Source organism: Pseudomonas sp. MPB03, assembly GCF_046605385.1.
Taxonomy (GTDB): domain Bacteria; phylum Pseudomonadota; class Gammaproteobacteria; order Pseudomonadales; family Pseudomonadaceae; genus Aquipseudomonas; species Aquipseudomonas zanjanensis.
In genome coordinates, this window is sequence record NZ_CP176770.1 from 1,201,540 (window position 1) to 1,219,938 (window position 18,399).

The 18,399-nt window shown below is 64.0% G+C and carries 11 protein-coding genes and 1 pseudogene; 9 read left to right on the top strand and 3 right to left on the bottom strand.

Annotation, left to right across the window (positions count from 1 at the left end):
• Window positions 1–38 precede the first annotated feature (38 nt).
• The 5 genes and pseudogenes from ACLH0I_RS05095 (at window position 39) to ACLH0I_RS05115 (ending at window position 6,043) form a co-directional block, all read left to right on the top strand.
• Window positions 39–2,252, top strand: coding sequence for a DUF1631 domain-containing protein (locus ACLH0I_RS05095; RefSeq protein ID WP_411386472.1), 2,214 nt, complete (start codon window positions 39–41; stop codon window positions 2,250–2,252).
• Between the two features lie 64 nt (window positions 2,253–2,316).
• Window positions 2,317–2,877 (top strand): 1,6-anhydro-N-acetylmuramyl-L-alanine amidase AmpD, encoded by a 561-nt coding sequence (gene ampD / locus ACLH0I_RS05100; protein ID WP_186729519.1) that lies wholly within the window; start codon window positions 2,317–2,319, stop codon window positions 2,875–2,877.
• On the top strand, window positions 2,874–3,710 hold the full coding sequence (gene ampE, locus ACLH0I_RS05105; protein ID WP_411386473.1) for a regulatory signaling modulator protein AmpE: 837 nt from the start codon (window positions 2,874–2,876) through the stop codon (window positions 3,708–3,710). The genes ampD and ampE overlap by 4 nt, the downstream gene beginning before the upstream one ends.
• Before the next feature lie 1,271 nt (window positions 3,711–4,981).
• Window positions 4,982–5,185: pseudogene (locus ACLH0I_RS05110) on the top strand (HAMP domain-containing protein); the annotation flags it as partial.
• A gap of 153 nt (window positions 5,186–5,338) precedes the next feature.
• Window positions 5,339–6,043: a methyl-accepting chemotaxis protein gene (locus ACLH0I_RS05115; RefSeq protein WP_411387461.1), complete on the top strand. Its 705-nt coding sequence runs from the start codon at window positions 5,339–5,341 to the stop codon at window positions 6,041–6,043.
• Between the two features lie 123 nt (window positions 6,044–6,166).
• On the opposite strand, the gene ACLH0I_RS05120 is transcribed toward ACLH0I_RS05115, so the two are convergent.
• Window positions 6,167–6,943 (bottom strand): TatD family hydrolase, encoded by a 777-nt coding sequence (locus ACLH0I_RS05120; RefSeq protein ID WP_411386474.1) that lies wholly within the window; start codon window positions 6,941–6,943, stop codon window positions 6,167–6,169.
• A 20-nt stretch (window positions 6,944–6,963) separates the two neighbouring features.
• Window positions 6,964–7,959, bottom strand: a complete 996-nt coding sequence (gene cra, locus ACLH0I_RS05125) for a catabolite repressor/activator (RefSeq protein ID WP_411386475.1) — start codon at window positions 7,957–7,959, stop codon at window positions 6,964–6,966.
• Window positions 7,960–8,247: 288 nt separating this feature from the next.
• Here cra and ptsP point away from each other — a divergent pair, with 288 nt between their 5' ends.
• From ptsP to ACLH0I_RS05145, 4 genes are all read left to right on the top strand, one after another.
• The gene (ptsP, locus tag ACLH0I_RS05130; RefSeq protein WP_411386476.1) at window positions 8,248–11,112 is read left to right on the top strand and encodes a phosphoenolpyruvate--protein phosphotransferase; all 2,865 of its coding nucleotides are present in this window, start codon (window positions 8,248–8,250) and stop codon (window positions 11,110–11,112) included.
• On the top strand, window positions 11,112–12,053 hold the full coding sequence (pfkB, locus tag ACLH0I_RS05135) for a 1-phosphofructokinase (RefSeq protein ID WP_411386477.1): 942 nt from the start codon (window positions 11,112–11,114) through the stop codon (window positions 12,051–12,053). The genes ptsP and pfkB overlap by 1 nt, the downstream gene beginning before the upstream one ends.
• Before the next feature lie 13 nt (window positions 12,054–12,066).
• Window positions 12,067–13,812: a PTS fructose-like transporter subunit IIB gene (locus tag ACLH0I_RS05140; protein ID WP_411386478.1), complete on the top strand. Its 1,746-nt coding sequence runs from the start codon at window positions 12,067–12,069 to the stop codon at window positions 13,810–13,812.
• A 191-nt stretch (window positions 13,813–14,003) separates the two neighbouring features.
• Entirely contained in the window at window positions 14,004–15,545 is a 1,542-nt protein-coding gene (locus tag ACLH0I_RS05145) for an alkaline phosphatase D family protein (protein ID WP_411386479.1), read from the top strand.
• 138 nt (window positions 15,546–15,683) lie between these two features.
• On the opposite strand, the gene ACLH0I_RS05150 is transcribed toward ACLH0I_RS05145, so the two are convergent.
• Window positions 15,684–18,209, bottom strand: a complete 2,526-nt coding sequence (locus tag ACLH0I_RS05150) for a PepSY domain-containing protein (RefSeq protein ID WP_411387462.1) — start codon at window positions 18,207–18,209, stop codon at window positions 15,684–15,686.
• Window positions 18,210–18,399: the final 190 nt, after the last annotated feature.

The window sequence follows — 18,399 nt, forward strand, 5'->3', positions numbered from 1 at the left end:
TGACGTCATGAGCCGAAGAACCGTTTCAGGAGGCCAGGATGCACAACGACGGGAATGTAGTGCCTTTGCACAAGGTGTCTACCGATCAGGCGACTCGCTCGCCGCTCGCCCGCCTGCCTGTGATTCTGCTTCAGGTTCGCGACAAGGCCGCCCAGCAGTTGCGCCTGGGCTTGCAGGGGCTGTTCGATAACGCTGACGACACCTTGTTCGAAATGGCCGACCGGGCGCGCGATGACGTCGAGCAGAACTTGTACTTCGAGGCCATGCGGGACCTGCGCCTGAAGCGCAAAAGCATCGAGCGGGAATTCATCGAGCAGTTTTTCGAGACCTTCGTCAGCCTGGCCCAGTACGACCTGACCCACGCCACCTTGGCGCCTACCCTGGCGTCGGACGGTCAACCCCAGCGCTCCCAAGACGACCTGGAGCGGCAGTTGGCGGTCGAGGCCATGGTCGCTCGGGTGCTCAGGCGCGATGGCGTGGCGCTGGAGCAACTGACGGCCCGGCTCGGCGTGCTGCTGGCTCGACCGCTGGGCAATCAGCACAATCCCCTGAGCCCGGCACTGCTAAGCGAAAAGTTCTTGCAGGCCGGGCGCAACCTGGGCGTGGGCATCAAGGTCAAGCTGATCCTGCTCAAACTGTTCGAGCGTTATGTGCTCAGCGAGTGCGACCAACTTTATACCGAGGCCAACCAGTTGCTGGCGGCCACGGGGATCCTGCCGGAACTCAAGGTGACGCCGGCGCGTCGGGTCTCGGATCGCCCCGAGGATAACCCCAGGCCCAACGCCGAAATCGCCGCCAAACCCAGCGATGCCGAAGTCGACGACAGCGTGCAGGAAGTGTTCGCCGCCTTGCAGAAGCTATTGATGCAAGTGCGTGGCAGCGTGGCGCCGACCCTGGAACCCAGTGTGCCGCCCCAGCCAATTTCTACCCGTGACCTGCTGCGGCTGCTCTCGCATTTGCAGCAATACGTGCCGGCGCCTGCCGTGCAGGACGAGTTCGACCTGCGTAGCCAGCTCGAACAACTGCTGACCCGGGTCAGCGTCAGGAGTGGCAAGTCCCGGGTGGTCGACGGCGCTGATGAAGATGTGATCAACCTGATCTCGATGATGTTCGAATTCATCCTCGACGACCATAACCTGCCAGATTCCTTCAAGGCCCTGATCGGTCGCCTGCAAATCCCGATGCTCAAGGTCGCGGTGCAGGACAAGAGCTTTTTCAGCCGCGGTAACCATCCGGCCCGGCGACTGCTCAACGAAATCGCGGCCGCAGCCATGGGTTGGGGCGATTGCGACGATCATCAGCGTGACAGCCTGTACTTGCGCATCGAGCAGGTCGTTCAGCGCCTGCTGAATGACTTCGTCGATGACCCGGCGATTTTCTCCGAACTGCTCGCCGATTTCCTCGCCTTCACCAGTGACGAGCGGCGCCGCAGCGAGTTGCTTGAACAGCGTATCCGCGACGCCGAAGAAGGTCGGGCCAAGGCCGAACTGGCGCGCCAGCGTGTCGAAGGGGCGCTGAACCAGGTGATGCTGGGCAAAGTCTTGCCACAAGCCGTGGTGGAGTTCGTGCAGCAGGCCTGGAGCCAGGTGTTGTTGCTGACCTGTTTCAAGCACGGCAAGTATTCCGCCGAGTGGCAGGCTGACGTCCTGACCCTGGAGCAATTGATCTGGAGCGTCCAGCCTCACGACGAGCCCGATGCCGGCCTGCGTCTGCTGGCGATGGTGCCGGAACTGCTCAAGGCCCTGCGTGAAGGCCTGAGCCGTTCGGCGTTCGACCCATTCGCCACCAGCGAGTTTTTCAGTGAGCTGGAAGTCCTCCATGTGCAGGCGCTCGAACGCATGGGCCAGGCAACGGAACAGGTCCAGTCGCTCGATTCGCCGGCCATGGTCGAGGTGTCGGAAAGAATTGTTTTGCGTGCGCCGCAAAAGTCGGCGGGGGAGAGCGTGGCGGTGCATTTGCCGGCGGATGACGTCGGCCTGCTGCAGGTCGACCAACTGCACCTGGGGAGCTGGGTCGAGTTCCAGGAGGACGATGATAATACCCTGCGTTGCAAGCTGGCGGCGATCATCGAGGCCACCGGCAAATATGTCTTCGTCAATCGCACTGGCCTCAAGGTGCTGGAGCACAGCCGCACCAGCCTGGCCCTGGAGTTCCGCCGGGGCGCGGCGCGGCTGTTGGACGACACCCTGTTGTTCGACCGGGCGCTGGAGTCGGTGCTGGGCAATCTGCGCCAGCTCAATCGCGGCAAGTGATCGCGCAGCCCGGCCCGATCACGGCATACTGACGGCACTCACCGTCGTCATCGAAGGAACCTGTATGCAGTTGGACTCCGCGAGCGGTTGGTGCGAGGGGGTGCGTCATTGCCCGTCGCCCAACTTCAATGCGCGCCCGGAAGGCGAAATCTCCCTGCTGGTGATCCACAACATCAGCCTGCCACCGGCACAATTCGCCACGGGCAAGGTGCAGGAATTCTTCCAGAATCGTCTGGATGTCACGGAACATCCCTACTTTGCCGGTATCGCCGACTTGCGCGTCTCCGCACATTTCCTGATCGAACGTGACGGCAGCGTGACCCAGTTTGTCTCTTGTCTGGATCGCGCGTGGCATGCGGGCGTCTCGTGCTTCGAGGGGCGGGAGACCTGTAACGATTTTTCCCTGGGCATCGAGCTGGAGGGCACGGATGATCTGCCATTCACCGACGCGCAATATGTCGCATTGGTGGACCTGACCCGGCAGTTGCAAGCGGCGTTCAGGGCGATCACCGTGCAGCGAATCTGCGGGCACAGCGACATCGCTCCAGGGCGCAAGACCGATCCGGGACCGGCATTCGACTGGGCGCGCTATCGCGCGGCCCTGACAGAAGGGGAAGGACAATGAGTTTTCTGGTGTTGCTGCTGGCCGTCTGGATCGAGAAGTTCTCGGCCTTGCGCCTGCGGGTCCAGCGCGACGGCGGTTGGCTGCGCGAGCTGAACAAACTCGAGGCGAGCCCACGGTGGGTCAACCGGCCTTGGCTGGTGTTGACCTCAATGGTCCTGCTGCCCGTGGCCCTGCTGGCGTTGCTTTTGTGGGTACTGGAGCCAGTGGCCTACGGCTTGCTGGCGCTGCCGGTGCACTTGCTGGTGGTGATTTATAGCCTGGGGCGCGGTGATCTGCTGGCCGCCCTCGGGCCGTTTCGCGACGCCTGGCGTCGGGAAGACCTGCAAGCGGCGGCTCATGTGGCCAAGCGCGACCTGGACATTGAAGCCGATGACGGTGAGCAGTTACTGGAGCGAGTCCAGGGCCATTTGTTGTGGCAGGCCTACCAGAGCTTTTTCGCGGTGATTTTCTGGTATTTCGTGTTGGGCCCGGTCGCGGCCTTGAGCTATCGATTGCTGGCGCTGGCTGCCGAGCACAGCCAGAACCCCGGCGTGGCCGAGCGGGCCGCGCAAATGCGCCATGCCTTCGATTGGGTGCCGGTGCGGTTGCTGGCGGCGAGCTTCGCCCTGGTGGGCAATTTCGTTGCGGTCAGCCGGGTCATGCTGCATGAACTGTTGAACTGGAACATCAGCGCCGCCGACCTTATCGACAAGGTTGGCCTGGTGGCTGGCGAGATCCCCAAGCCCGTCGCCGGGCCGGACGGCATCAACAGCCTGGATCGCCTATGGGAATTGCTGCTGCGTGCGGCAGTGCTCTGGTATGCCGGGTTCGCGTTGTGGACGGTGTTGGCCTGATCAGCGTAAGCAAGGTTGTAGCCAGGCGCTTTTGTGGCGAGGGAGCTTGCTCCCGCTCGGCTGCGCAGCAGCCGCAAACCCGGACAAAGCGATCTGCCTGAGCAACCCCGGGGCCTGCTTCGCAGGCCAGCGGGAGCAAGCTCCCTCACCACAGTGTTTTCGTGGTTCATCTCTCTCGTTAACCTTAAGTTACAAATCTCCCCGCCGATTTAGGCTATACAGGGACAGCGCCCGAATAGTGGCTTTCTGCTGTCTCCGTGCGCGCGCTCATAACAATAAGAACACTACCGGGAGACTTCCTTGTGAAGAGTTTGCTCTGGCCCGCCGTCGCGCTGATGAACCGCCTGAGCTTCGGCATGAAGTTCAGCCTGATCAGCGTGCTGTTCCTGCTGCCAATGCTGGTGACCAACTTCTTTCTGGTGCGTGATTCCTATCGGGAATTCCAGGGCACCCAGGTGGAGCTGCAAAGCCTCGACCTGCTGGGCAGCAGCCTGGCCCTGCGCCGGGACCTGGAAACCCTCAACAACCTGGTGCAGATCAATGCCAGCCTGGGCCAGTCTGGCAAGGCCGGTGATGTGGAGGCGAAGATCGGTAGCCTGGAACAACAGGTCCTCACGCGCCTGCAAGGCATGACCGCCATGGCCATCGAGCCTGAGCAGGTCAGTGCCTTCGAGGCCAAGCGCGACGAGATGATCGGCGCTTTCAAGGCCCAGCAAGCTGAAAGCTCCCTGCAGAGCAAAAGTGCGCTGATCGGCAAATTGCTCAACAGCGCCCAGATGTTCAGCCAGATCATCGCCAGCCAGGCGGGGCTGAGCCGCGACAACCAGAGCGACATCCGCCAGCTCAGCGAACTGATCATCGGCACCACCCCCAAGGTCACCCAGATCCTCGGCGAAGGCCGGGCGCTGGGTGCGTCCTCGTTGGGGCTGGGGTTTCTCAATTCGGCGTCGAGCACCCGCTTCGATGAGTTGCTGGGGCAGATCGAAAAGCTCCAGGGTGAGTACGACTTGAAACTGCAGGACGCCCTCGGTTCCAGCAAAGCGGCTGGGCAAGCCCTTGCCACCCAGGCCGACGGCAGCAAAAGCACCCTGAAAAAAGCCTCGGAACTGATCGAGGAACAGGTGGTGATGGCCGACACCCTCGATGCGCCGTGGCCGGCATTCTTTGATCAGGTCAGCGGCTTGATGGCGCAGACCTATGAATTGAACGAAGCGACCCAGGACTTTCTCGGTGTGCAGTTGCAACAGCGCCTGGAGCAGAATCGCAGCCATATGGTGCTGCAAGCCGTGGCACTGGTGGCGGTGTTCCTGTTGATTTTTTACCTGTACGCCGGCTTCTACGCGTCGACCCGCACCACCCTCCAACACCTGGGCCAGATGATGGACAAGGTGGCGGCGGGGGACATGACGGTCAATTTCGTCGCCCGCAGCCAGGATGAACTGGGCGAATTGGGTGAAGTGTTCAACGGTACGGTGGCGAAGATCCACGACCTGATCGAACAGGTCGGTCGCACCGTCGCGGAAGTCGAACGCCAGGCCGGGCAGGTGGAAACGGTATCGGCCCGGAGCAACCAGGCTGTCGCCGGCCAGCGCAGCCAGATCGAACTGGTGGCCACGGCGATGAACCAGATGTCGGCCACGGCCCAGGAAGTGGCCCGCAGTGCCGCCGCCGCGGTGAGCAGCGCCCACAGCGTGAACGACGAAACCCTCAGCGGGCGCGGGCTGGTGGAGTCCCAGCAGGGCAGCATCGCCCGCTTGGCCAGCGAGATCGACCAGTCGGTGCAGGTGATCAATCAACTGGCGACCGACAGCCAGGCCATCAGCCGCGTGCTGGATGTGATCAAGAGCATCGCCGAACAGACCAACCTGCTGGCCCTCAATGCCGCCATCGAAGCCGCCCGGGCCGGTGAGCAGGGGCGTGGTTTTGCGGTGGTGGCCGACGAAGTGCGGACCCTGGCCAAGCGGACCCAGCAATCGACCGAAGAAATCGAAGCGATGATCACCCGCCTGCACGGCGGTGTCGGTGCCGCCGTCAAGGCGATGGGCACTAGCCACGAGATGGCCAGTGGCACCGTCGGCCAGTCGGAAAAGGTCCAGCAGGCCTTGGAAAATATCCTCGGTGCGGTCGGCATGATCGTCGACCAGAACCAGCAGATCGCCGCCGCTGTGGAACAGCAGACGGCCGTGGCCCATGACATCGACCAGAACATCGTCGAGATCAACCGCGCCGGCGAACGCACCGCCGAAGGCGCTCACCAGACCGAAGACGCCAGCCGTGCGTTGTCCGCCCAGGTGGTGCAGCTCAAGCAGTTGATCAATGCGTTTCGGGTGTGATTGCCGCTGATTCACCGCAGGTCCAATGTGGGAGCGAGCTTGCTCGCGATGGCGTCAGGTCAGCCGACATAGATGTTGGCTGATACACCGCCATCGCGAGCAAGCTCGCTCCCACAGGTTTTTTTACCAGTTGAATAGTTCGCGGGCATTGGTCGTGCTGGCCTCGGCCAATCGCTCCGGGCTGATCCCCATGATTTCAGCCAATGCCTCGCAAATCGCCGGCAAATGCGCCGGGCTGTTGCGTTGGCCAGGAAACATCGCCGGGGCCATGTCCGGCGAGTCGGTTTCCAGCACCACCGCCTCCAGCGGCAGTTTCGCCAGCACCCGGTGCATGCGCAGGGCCTGGGGCCAGGTCGCGGCGCCGCCGAGGCCGAGCTTGAAGCCGAGCTTGAAGTATTCGCGGGCCTCTTCAAAACTGCCGGCGAAGGCGTGGATGATCCCGGCGCGTTTGGGCCCCATGCGCTTGAGGGTCGCGATCACGTCGGCATGGCTGCGGCGTACGTGGATCAGCGCCGGCAGTCCGAACTCCACGGCCAGTTGCAACTGTGCTTCAAACAGCGCCTGCTGGCGTTCGCGGTCCAGGGTGGGGATGTAGTAATCCAGGCCGATTTCCCCCACGGCACACAATTGACGGTGCCCGGCCAGGCGACCCAGCCATTCGCGCAAAAGCGCCAGGTCGTCGGGTTGGTGCTGATCGAGGTACACCGGGTGCAGGCCCAAGGCGGCATGCAGGTCCGGGTCGTTTTGCACCAGGTCCCAGACCCGTTGCCAATTGTCCCGGTACACGCCCAGTACCACCATTTGCCGCACGCCCAAGGCACGGCTTTCGGCCAGCAGGGCCGGGCGATCCGCGTCAAAGTCCGGAAAGTCCAGGTGGGTGTGGGTGTCGATCAACTCCATGCATCAATCCTGAAGAAACGTCAGCCCTGGTGGATCCGCTGCTTGAACGTCCGCGCGATGGCCTGCACGCCTGGCTGGTAATCATCGTTTTCGATGGCCGCCAAGGCCAGTTCCAGGGCCTTGTCGGCGATCAATTGATGTTGCTGGGACATGGCATTGACCGGCAGCGGCAGGAAATCCAGCAACTGCGTGTCACCGAATGTGCCCAGGCGCAGCGGACGCGCCTTGAGCGGGAAATCGTGCAGGGCGTCGAACACCCCTTGCAGCAGCACGTAGGACGTCGTGATCAACGCATCCGGCAGATGCCCCAGGCGCGTGAGCATTTCATCCATCAACTGGCGGCCGCACTCACGGCTGAACGACTCGCCATGTTCGATCAACACCTGGCCCTCGAATCCGGCCAAGGCCTCGCGAAAGCCGGCGGCCCGTTCCTGGCTGATGCTCAGCTCGGGACGGGCGCTGATCAAGGCGATTTGCCGAGGGTGGGTCTCCAGCAGGCTGCGGGTCAGGTGCAGGCTGGCCTGGCGGTCGTCGCTGATCACCGAGCAGAAGCGCGCCGGTTCCATCACCCGGTCGATGGCGATGATTGGGATACCCTTGGCCTGCAATTGCTGGTAGCTATCGTCGCCGGCCGGCAGGCAACTGGCGACGATCAGTGCATCGCAGCGCCGGGCGCGGAACAGTTGCAACAGTTGCCGTTCACTCTCAGGCGCGTCGTCGGAACTGGCGATCAGCAACTGATAGCCCCGCGCCCGTGCGCCTTGTTCCAGCAACTTGGCGATGCGGGCGTAACTGGGGTTCTCCAGGTCTGGCAGGATGAAGCCCAGGGTCCGGGTGTGCCGGCTGCGCAGCCCGGCGGCCTGGGGGTTGGGCGTGAAGCCGTGTTCCTCGACCACCGCCCGCACCCGTTCGACGGTGGCGCTGCTGATGCGTTGCTGTTCGGCCTTGCCGTTGATCACATAACTGGCGGTGGTCACGGACACACCGGCCAGTTGGGCAATATCACTGAGTTTCAACCCGGTTTTCCTTGTTTTTTCGAGTTAGCCCCGACGATAAGGGCCATCCTACCCGATTCAAGCTGACGGTCACCGTCCAAGCGCTTACGACAAGTTGCACTTCAAGGATGAGAGATTATCGAGTAACGTGCCAATCTTTCTAGATTAAACGTTTCAGCAAGCGTATTTTCAAGGCTAGCAGAATTTTTGGTCGCTCTGCCGCGATACCGCCAAAAGCTGTCCTGCAACGCTAAGCTGATTCATTCAAAACAATACCTGGCGCCAACCGGACGCCAAAAAGGAGAAAGCATGCTCGAGCTCACTCTAGAGCAGATATCCATGGCGCAGACGGCTGTGGATAAAGACGCTGCACTGCAATTGCTCGCCGACAAACTGGTGGCCGATGGCCTGGTAGCCGAGGGTTACCTCGCCGGCTTGCAGGCTCGCGAAGCCCAGGGTTCGACCTTTCTTGGCCAAGGTATTGCCATCCCCCACGGCACCCCGCAGACCCGCGACCTGGTCTATTCCACCGGCGTGCGCCTGCTGCAATTCCCCGAAGGCGTGGACTGGGGCGATGGCCAGATTGTCTACCTGGCCATCGGCATCGCCGCCAAGTCCGACGAACACCTGCGCCTGCTGCAACTGCTGACCCGCGCCCTCGGCGAGACGGACCTGGGCCAGGCCCTGCGCCGTGCCGGTTCCGCCGAAGCCTTGCTGAAGCTGCTGCAAGGTGCGCCCCAGGAATTGGCCCTGGATGCCCAGATGATCGGCCTCGGTGTGTCTGCTGACGATTTTGAAGAACTGGTATGGCGCGGCGCTCGGTTGTTGCGCCAGGCCGACTGCGTGAGCAACGGCTTTGCCGGCGTGTTGCAGCAAGTCGATGCGCTGCCCCTGGGCGATGGCTTGTGGTGGCTGCACAGCGAACAGACCGTCAAGCGCCCGGGCCTGGCGTTCGTTACCCCGGACAAACCCATCCGTTACCTGGGCCAACCGTTGAGCGGTCTGTTCTGCCTCGCCAGCCTCGGCGAGGCCCACCAGGCTTTGCTGGAAAGGCTTTGCGCCCTGCTGATCGAAGGCCGCGGCCACGAATTGGGCCGCGCCACCAGCAGCCGCAAAGTGCTGGAAGTGCTCGGCGGTGAATTACCCGCCGACTGGCCCAGCGCGCGCATCGGCCTGGCCAATGCCCATGGTCTGCATGCGCGTCCGGCGAAGATCCTCGCCCAATTGGCGAAAAGCTTCGAAGGCGAGATCCGCGTGCGCATCGTCGACGGCCAGGACAGCGCCGTGTCGGCCAAGAGCCTGAGCAAGTTGCTGAGCCTGGGCGCCCGTCGCGGCCAGGTCCTGGAATTCATCGCCGAGCCGAGCATTGCCGCCGATGCCTTGCCGGCGCTGCTGGCGGCCATCGAAGAAGGCCTGGGCGAAGAAGTCGAACCGCTGCCGCCGCCGAGTGCGCCGCGGGAAACCGCAATGGCCGAAGTCGCGACCGTCATGTTGGCACCCGAAGCCGGCAGCCTGATCCAGGCCGTCGCCGCCGCCCCGGGCATCGCTATCGGCCCGGCCCACATCCAAGTGTTGCAGGCCATCGATTATCCGATGCGCGGTGAGTCGGCAGCCATCGAGCGCGAGCGCCTGCAAAACGCCTTGAACCAAGTGCGCCGCGATATCCAGGGTTTGATCGAACGCGCCAAGGCCAAGGCCATCCGCGAGATTTTCATCACCCACCAGGAAATGCTCGACGACCCGGAACTGACCGACGAAGTCGACACCCGCTTGAAGCTGGGCGAGAGTGCCCAAGCGGCGTGGATGGGCGTGATCGAAGCCGCCGCCAAAGAGCAGGAAGCCTTGCAGGACGCCTTGCTGGCCGAACGTGCCGCCGACCTGCGGGATGTTGGCCGTCGGGTACTGGCGCAGCTGTGCGGCATCGAAACCCCGGCTGAACCCGAACAACCCTACATTCTGGTGATGGACGAAGTCGGCCCGTCCGATGTCGCCCGTCTGGACCCGGCTCGCGTGGCGGGGATCCTCACCGCCCGTGGTGGCGCCACCGCCCACAGCGCCATTGTCGCCCGCGCCCTGGGCATTCCGGCGCTGGTGGGCGCCGGTGCGGCGGTGCTGCTGCTGGCGCCGGGCACATCTTTACTGCTGGATGGCCAACGCGGTCGCCTGCACGTGGGCCCAGACGCCGCCACTTTGCAGCGCGCCAAGGAAGAACGCGACACCCGCGAACAGCGCCTCAAGATCGCCGCCGAGCAGCGTCACGAACCGGCGGTGACCCGTGACGGTCATGCCGTGGAAGTGTTCGCCAACATAGGCGAAAGCGCCGGCGTCGCCAGCGCGGTGGAGCAGGGCGCCGAAGGCATTGGCCTGTTGCGCACCGAACTGATCTTCATGGCTCACACCCAGGCGCCGGACGAAGCGACCCAGGAAGCCGAATACCGCAAGGTGCTCGATGGCCTGGCCGGACGGCCGCTGGTGGTGCGTACGCTGGATGTGGGCGGCGACAAGCCGCTGCCGTACTGGCCGATCGCGAAAGAAGAAAACCCGTTCCTCGGCGTGCGTGGCATCCGCCTGACATTGCAGCGTCCGCAGGTCATGGAAGCGCAACTGCGGGCCTTGTTGCGCTCGGCGGACAGCCGTCCGCTGCGGATCATGTTCCCGATGGTGGGCAGCGTCGATGAGTGGCGCCAGGCCCGGGACATGACCGAGCGCCTGCGCCGGGAAATCCCCGTGGCAGACCTGCAACTGGGGATCATGATCGAAGTGCCGTCCGCCGCGTTGTTGGCGCCGGTGCTCGCCAAGGAAGTCGATTTCTTCAGCGTCGGCACCAACGACCTGACGCAATACACCCTGGCGATCGACCGCGGTCACCCGACCCTGTCGGCCCAGGCCGATGGTTTGCACCCGGCCGTGCTGCAACTGATCGACATCACCGTGCGCGCCGCCCATGCCCATGGCAAATGGGTCGGTGTGTGTGGCGAGCTGGCGGCCGATCCGCTGGCGGTGCCGGTGCTGGTGGGCCTGGGTGTGGACGAACTGAGTGTCTCGGCCCGCAGCATTGCCGAGGTCAAGGCGCGGGTCCGCGAATTGAGCCTGGCGCAAGTACAAACCCTGGCCCAAGAGGCTCTGGCCGTGGGCAGCGCCGATGACGTGCGCGCATTAGTGGAGGCGCTGTAATGGCGAAGATTCTTACCCTGACCCTCAACCCGGCGCTCGACCTCACGGTGGAGTTGGCGCGCCTGGAGCCGGGCCAGGTCAACCGCAGCGACGGCATGCACGCCCACGCCGCCGGCAAGGGCGTGAACGTAGCCCAGGTGTTGGCCGATCTTGGCCATACGCTGACGGTCAGTGGTTTTTTGGGCGAAGACAATGCCCAAGTGTTCGAGACGCTGTTTGCCCAGCGTGGTTTTGTCGACGCCTTTATCCGTGTCCCCGGCGAGACTCGCAGCAACATCAAGCTGGCCGAGCAGGACGGACGTATCACCGATCTCAATGGCCCGGGGCCGATGGTCGACGAAGCCGCGCAGCAAGCGTTGCTGGCGCGCCTTGAACAAATCGCTCCCGGGCACGATGTGGTTGTGGTGGCCGGCAGCTTGCCCCGGGGCGTCAGCCCACAGTGGTTGCGGGCGCTGATCCTGCGCCTGAAAAAACTCGGCCTGAACGTGGCCCTCGACACCAGCGGCGAAGCCTTGCGCGTCGCCCTGGCGGCGGGGCCGTGGCTGATCAAGCCGAACACCGAGGAACTGGCCGATGCGCTGGGTTGCGAGGTGGTCAGCGAAGCGGCCCAGGCGCAAGCGGCGCAGCGCCTGCATGCCCAGGGTGTCGAGCACGTGGTGATTTCCCACGGTGCCGAGGGTGTGAACTGGTTCAGTGTCGGTTCGGCGCTGCATGCTTCGCCACCCAAGGTGACGGTTGCCAGCACCGTGGGCGCCGGCGATTCGCTGCTGGCGGGCATGCTGCACGGCCTGCTCAGTGCCGATACCCCGGAGCAGACGCTGCGCACCGCCACGGCCATCGCTGCCATGGCCGTCACGCAGATCGGTTTTGGCATCCACGACACCGCGTTGCTGGCGTCGCTTGAACAGGGTGTGCGCGTGCGCCCCCTGACAGAACAATAAGAGGGTTCGCAAGATGAAATTAGCCATTGTGACGGCCTGCCCGAACGGCATGGTTACCAGTGTGTTGTGCGCCCGCCTGCTGGACGCCGCGGCGCAGCGCCAGGGTTGGAGCACCAGTGTCGAAGTCCATGATGCGGCCCATCCGGAGCGCCAGTTGTCGGCGGCGACCCTCGAAGCGGCCGAGTGGGTGTTGCTCGTCGCGAGCGGCCCGGTGGACCTGTCGCGGTTCGTTGGCAAGCGGGTGTTTCGCAGTACGCCGGCCCTGGCCCTCCAGGACGTTGATGCGGTGCTGCGTCGTGGCGCCGAAGAAGCTGAGGTCCTGGGCGAGGCCGACGTGTTCGCGCAAGAACCGGCGACTCCGACCGAGCGCGCTCCACGCCTGGTGGCGATCACGGCTTGCCCGACTGGCGTGGCCCACACGTTCATGGCCGCCGAAGCCTTGCAGCAGGCGGCGGCGCGCTTGGGTTACGACCTGAAGATCGAAACCCAGGGTTCGGTGGGCGCGCGTAATCCGTTGAGCCCCGAGGCGATCGCCGAGGCCGATGTGGTACTGCTGGCGACCGATATCGAAGTCGCCACCGAACGTTTTGCCGGCAAGAAAATTTATCGTTGTGGCACCGGCATCGCCTTGAAACAGGCCGAAGCCACGCTGAAAAAAGCCTTGGCCGAAGGTCGCCAGGAAAGCGCGGCGAGTGGCGCCGCTTCGGGGCCGGCGAAAGCGGAAAAAAGCGGTGCCTACAAGCACTTGCTGACGGGCGTATCGTTCATGCTGCCGATGGTGGTGGCCGGTGGTTTGATGATCGCTTTGTCGTTCGTGTTCGGCATCGAGGCCTTCAAGGAACCGGGAACCCTGGCGGCGGCGCTGATGCAAATCGGCGGCGAAACCGCGTTCAAATTGATGGTGCCGCTGCTGGCCGGCTACATCGCCTATTCCATCGCCGACCGTCCGGGCCTGGCCCCGGGCATGATCGGCGGGATGCTGGCGAGCACCCTCGGCGCCGGCTTCATTGGCGGGATCATCGCCGGGTTCCTGGCCGGCTACGCGGCCAAGGCGATCAATCGCTACGCGCGCTTGCCCCAGAGCCTGGAAGCGCTCAAGCCGATCCTGATCATTCCGCTGCTGGCGAGCCTGTTCACCGGCCTGGTGATGATCTACATCGTCGGCAAACCGGTGGCGGGCATGCTCGAAGCCCTGACCCACTTCCTCGACAGCATGGGCACCACCAATGCGATCCTGTTGGGCGTGTTGCTGGGGGCGATGATGTGCGTCGACCTCGGCGGGCCGATCAACAAGGCCGCCTATGCATTTTCCGTGGGGCTGCTGGCGTCCCAGAGTTATGCACCGATGGCCGCGGCCATGGCTGCAGGCATGGTGCCGCCCATCGGCCTGGGCATTGCCACCTTCATCGCCCGGCGCAAATTCGCCCAGACCGAACGCGAGGCCGGCAAAGCGGCGCTGGTGCTGGGGCTGTGCTTTATCTCTGAAGGGGCGATCCCGTTCGCGGCCAAGGATCCGCTGCGGGTGATCCCGGCCAGCATCGCCGGCGGCGCGCTGACCGGTGCGCTGTCGATGTACTTCGGCTGCAAGCTCATGGCCCCCCACGGCGGCCTGTTCGTGATGCTGATCCCCAACGCCATCAACCATGCGCTGTTGTACCTGCTGGCGATCGTGGCGGGGAGCCTGCTGACGGCGGTGGCGTATGCGTTGCTCAAGCGACCTGAGGTGGTAGAGATGGCGTTGGAGCCGGCCAAGGCCTGAGCCCATTCCGGCTTCCCCTGTGGGAGCGAGCTTGCTCGCGATGGCGGTGTATCAGTCGACAAATAGGTTGCCTGACACCCTGCCATCGCGAGCAAGCTCGCTCCCACAGTTGATTTTGGGGGGGCGTGAAATCCTGTCACACCCACTTCACACTCCCATGCTTAAGTTTTCCCATTTCAAGGGAGAACACCATGAGCGAATTCGACCTGGGCCGTCGTCGTGTGATGCAAGCCGTGGGGGCGGGGTTGTTGTTGCCGGGGCTGGCGCCGGCGGTGATGGCTTCGGTCAAGGATCGGCCGGTGCTCACCGACGGTGTGCAGTCTGGCGATTTGCAGGGCGACCGGGCGATGATCTGGAGCCGCAGCGACCGTCCGGCGCGGATGGTGGTGGAGTGGGACACCCGCAGCAAGTTCGGCAATCCCCGCCGCTTCGTCTCACCCATGGTCGATGCCCGCAGCGATTTCACCGCCCGGGTCGAACTCACCGGGCTGCCCCGCGACCAGGCGATTTTCTACCGGGTGCATTTCGAAGACGCCCAGAGCGGTGTCGCCAGCGAACCCTGGCTCGGTCATCTGCGCAGCGTGCCGCAGTTCAAGCGCAACATCCGGTTTGTCTGGAGCGGTGACACGGTCGGCCAGGGCTTCGGCATCAACCCGGACATCGGCGGCATGCGCATCTACGAAGCCATGCGCCTGCGCCTGCCGGATTTCTTTATCCACAGTGGCGACACCATCTACGCCGACGGCCCGGTGCCCGCGCAGGTGACGACGGAGGGTGGTCGCATCTGGCGCAACCTCACCACCGAAGCCAAGAGCAAGGTCGCCGAAACCCTGGATGAATATCGTGGCAACTATCGCTACAACCTGATGGACGAAAACGTCCGCCGTTTCAATGCCGAGGTGCCGCAGATCTGGCAGTGGGACGACCATGAGGTGGTCAACAACTGGTCGCCGGGCAAGCAACTGGACGAGCGCTACCAGACCAAGGATATCCACAGCCTCGTGGGCCGTGCGCGCCAGGCCTGGCTGGAATACGCACCGATGCGCCGGCAAAAGGCCGACGGCGGCGGACGCATCTACCGCAAGCTCGGTTACGGGCCGCTGCTGGATGTGTTCGTGCTGGACATGCGCAGCTACCGCGAAGCCAACGACGCCAACCTCGGCGCGGCCAAACCGTTCCTGGGGCGTGAGCAGCTGAATTGGCTCAAGCGCGAGTTGAAGCAGTCCCGGGCCCAGTGGAAAGTCATCGCCGCCGACATGCCCATCGGCCTCGGTGTGCCGGATGGCGAGGTCAGCCCCGGCGTGCCACGCTGGGAAGCGGTCGCCAATGGTGACCCGGGCGCGGCCCAGGGGCGCGAAGTGGAAGTCGCCGAACTGCTCGGTTACCTGCGCAAGCATCAGGTGCGCAACTACGTCTGGCTCACCGCCGACGTTCACTATTGCGCCGCCCATCACTACCACCCTGAACAGGCCACGTTCCAGGATTTCGAACCGTTCTGGGAGTTCGTCGCCGGGCCATTGAACGCCGGCAGCTTCGGGCCCAACGCCCTGGACAAGACCTTCGGCCCGGAGGTGGTGTTTCAGAAAGCCCCTGCGACCCAGAACACCTCGCCATTCGCCGGGTATCAGTTCTTTGGCGAGGTGAACATCGACGGGCAGAGCGGGGAAATGGGCGTGGTGTTGCGGGATCTGGAGGGCGTGGCGGTGTTCGAGAAGAAGTTGCAGCCAGTTTGACTGTTTGGCTTTAGGTATCTCCTGTGGGAGCGAGCCTGCTCGCGATAGCGGTGTGTCAGTCGACAAAATGCTGTCTGATACTCCGCTATCGCGAGCAGGCTCGCTCCCACAGGGGGTAGTGCCCTGGCAGGGGGCCCCTCAGTAAACATCCCGCCGATACCGCCCCTGCTCGATCAGCCGTTCCACGGCCTCGCGCCCCAGCACGCTGTTGAGCACGTGGTCCACCCCGGAGGCCATGCCCTGCAAGCTGCCGCAGACATAGATCACCGCACCGTCGGCCAGCCATTGCTTGAGCAGCGCGGCCGATTCCAGCAGGCGGTCCTGGACGTAGATCTTCTGCTTCTGATCCCGGGAGAACGCCAGGTCCAGGCGTTCCAGGTCGCCGGAGGTCACCCATTCCTGCAGCTCATCACGGCAGTGGAAATCGTGCTCGCGATTGCGTTCGCCAAACAGCAGCCAGTTGCGCTGCATGCCTTCGGTGACACGCGCCTTGAGCAGGCTGCGCAGGCCAGCCAGGCCGGTGCCGTTGCCCAGCAGGATCATCGGTACACCCTGGGCCGGTAGGTGGAAGCTGCTGTTGCGGCGCAGTCGCAGGCTGATGGCGCTGCCCAGCGCTGCGTGCTCGGTCAACCAGCCGGAACCGACGCCCAGGCTGCCGTCGGGGTGGCGTTCCTGGCGCACGATCAGCTCCAGCATGCCGTCGGCCGGGATCGAGGCGATGGAGTATTCGCGTATCGCCAGCGGTGCCAGCGCATCCACCAGGGCCTGGGCATGCAGGCCGACCAGATGAGCGCGGTTTTCCGGCAACTGGCGCGTCGCCAGGGCCTGGTCGAGGCTCTGGGGCAGGCCATCGACCTGTACGCGCGCGTGGCCGGCGAGGCCGAGGCCATCGAGGAAGTGTTCGATGGCCGACAGGTCATTGCGCGGCAGGATTTCCACCAGGTCACCGGCCAGCCAACTGCTCGGCCCGGGGGCGGTGAGGCCCAGCAGGTACACGCCCGAGCCGCTGCTGTCGGGGTTGAGCAGGGTGCGTTGGCTCAGCGTCCAGTTTTCAAAACGAGGGGCCTGCCAGGTCTGCGCGGGCGCGTGGCCGGTCAGTTCGGCCAGTTGTTGTTGCCAGTGACGCAGGGCATAAGGGTCGCCGCTGTCGACTTCCACCGGCGCGAACAGGGTCTTGCCGCCGTGTTCCGCCAGCCAGGCGTGCAGTCGCCGGGCGAAGCCGCAAAAGTGTTCATATTGGCGGTCGCCCAGGCCCAGCACCGAATACTGCAGGCGCTCCAGGCTCAAGGCCTGGCCCAAGACCTTGCGTTCGAAACCGCGGGCACTGTCCGGGCCTTCGCCGTCGCCAAAGGTGCTGACGACAAACAGCGCGTGGGTGGCGTTGTTCAGGTCTTGCTCACGAACACCGGCCAGTGGCTGGACGTTCACGGGCAAGCCGGCGGCCTGGAGTTGGCCGGCGGTCTGCCAGGCCAGTCGCTCGGCGAAACCGCTTTGGCTGGCGAAACCGATCAGCCAGGCCGGTGCATCGGTCGGGTTGGCGCTCAGGGCCTGGCGGGCGTTTCTGGCCTGGCGCTGCTTGCGGCGACGGTCCAGGTACAGCAACCAGCCGGTGATGAAGAACAACGGCATGGTCAGCGCGGCCACGGTGACCAGGATCCGCCCGACCAAGCCGAAATAGCTACCGATATGCAGGGCATAGACGCTGGTGAGCAACTGTGCCTTGAGGCTCTTGTCGCTGTAGCGGCTGTGCCGACTGACGACGCCAGTGGCCGGGTCGAGGATGAGCTGGTTCAGTGCCCTGTCGTGGGGCGAATTTTCCAGCAGATAGAACACGGTCGCCGGTTGCCCGGCCATCGGCGGCATGCGCACGTTGTAGGCGGACAGGCCCGGGCCGGCGGCGCTGTAGATGCTGCTCCACATCGCCCGATAATCAGCCACGGGAAGTGGACCGCTCGGCGCCGGGCCGCGATTGCGCACCCGTTCCTCTTCCGGCGAATCGGAGAGCAGGCGGGTCACGCCTTTGTTGTACCACTCGTAGGACCAGGTCAGTCCGGTGAGTGCCGCCAGCAAATAGAACAGCAGGCACCAGGTTCCCGCCACCGAGTGCAGGTCCCAATTGAAGCCGCGGCCTTTTTTTCGCCAATCGAGGGTCAGCCAGGCGCGCCAGTTTTTCCACTGGCGCGGCCAGCGCAGGTACAACCCGGACAGGCAGAAGAACACCAGGATCAGCGTGCAGGCACCGGTGATCTGCCGACCCACGTCGTCCAGGGTCAGGACGCGGTGCAGCCTGAGCATCAGGCCGAAGAAATCCTGGCCGGTCACCTCACCCATGAATTGTGCGGTGTAGGGGTTGAAATAGCGCATGGCGCCGCGTTTTTCCCCGGGGGGCGCCGCAAAGATCACCCGCGCGGCGTTACCGCTGTCGGTCTCGACCCAGAGCATGGCGACGGTCTTACCGGCGGCGGCTTCGATCTGTTCCACCAGTTCGGCGGGCGGCAGGACGCCGGCCGGTTGCTTCGCCACCGTCAGCACCTGCGGGTTCAAGGCCCGCAGGATTTCATCCTGGAACGACACCACCGCCCCGGTAATGCCCATCAACGCCAGGACCAGCCCGGCACTGATGCCGAAGAACCAGTGCAACTGGAACAGGGTTTTCTTCAACACGTCGCCTGCCTTGTTCATTTACTGTTCATCACGGCGTGCATTATGCCGTGTGTTATCGAGAAGCATTCATAAACACACCTAAAAGCCTCGATCATTTGCATGAACGGGCAGGCGACGAAATCCTGAGGGAGCGAGCTTGCGATGAGGCCGGTACATCCAACATTTTCGCCGACTGGGACACCGCCTTCGC

Excerpts from the sequence above, each read along its gene's own strand:
- ACLH0I_RS05095 (WP_411386472.1), top strand. The coding sequence starts at position 39 with ATGCACAACGACGGGAATGTAGTGCCTTTGCACAAGGTGTCTACCGAT.
- ampD (WP_186729519.1), top strand. The coding sequence starts at position 2,317 with ATGCAGTTGGACTCCGCGAGCGGTTGGTGCGAGGGGGTGCGTCATTGC.
- ampE (WP_411386473.1), top strand. The coding sequence starts at position 2,874 with ATGAGTTTTCTGGTGTTGCTGCTGGCCGTCTGGATCGAGAAGTTCTCG.
- ACLH0I_RS05115 (WP_411387461.1), top strand. The coding sequence starts at position 5,339 with ATGTCGGCCACGGCCCAGGAAGTGGCCCGCAGTGCCGCCGCCGCGGTG.
- ACLH0I_RS05120 (WP_411386474.1), bottom strand. The coding sequence starts at position 6,943 with ATGGAGTTGATCGACACCCACACCCACCTGGACTTTCCGGACTTTGAC.
- ptsP (WP_411386476.1), top strand. The coding sequence starts at position 8,248 with ATGCTCGAGCTCACTCTAGAGCAGATATCCATGGCGCAGACGGCTGTG.
- pfkB (WP_411386477.1), top strand. The coding sequence starts at position 11,112 with ATGGCGAAGATTCTTACCCTGACCCTCAACCCGGCGCTCGACCTCACG.
- ACLH0I_RS05140 (WP_411386478.1), top strand. The coding sequence starts at position 12,067 with ATGAAATTAGCCATTGTGACGGCCTGCCCGAACGGCATGGTTACCAGT.
- ACLH0I_RS05145 (WP_411386479.1), top strand. The coding sequence starts at position 14,004 with ATGAGCGAATTCGACCTGGGCCGTCGTCGTGTGATGCAAGCCGTGGGG.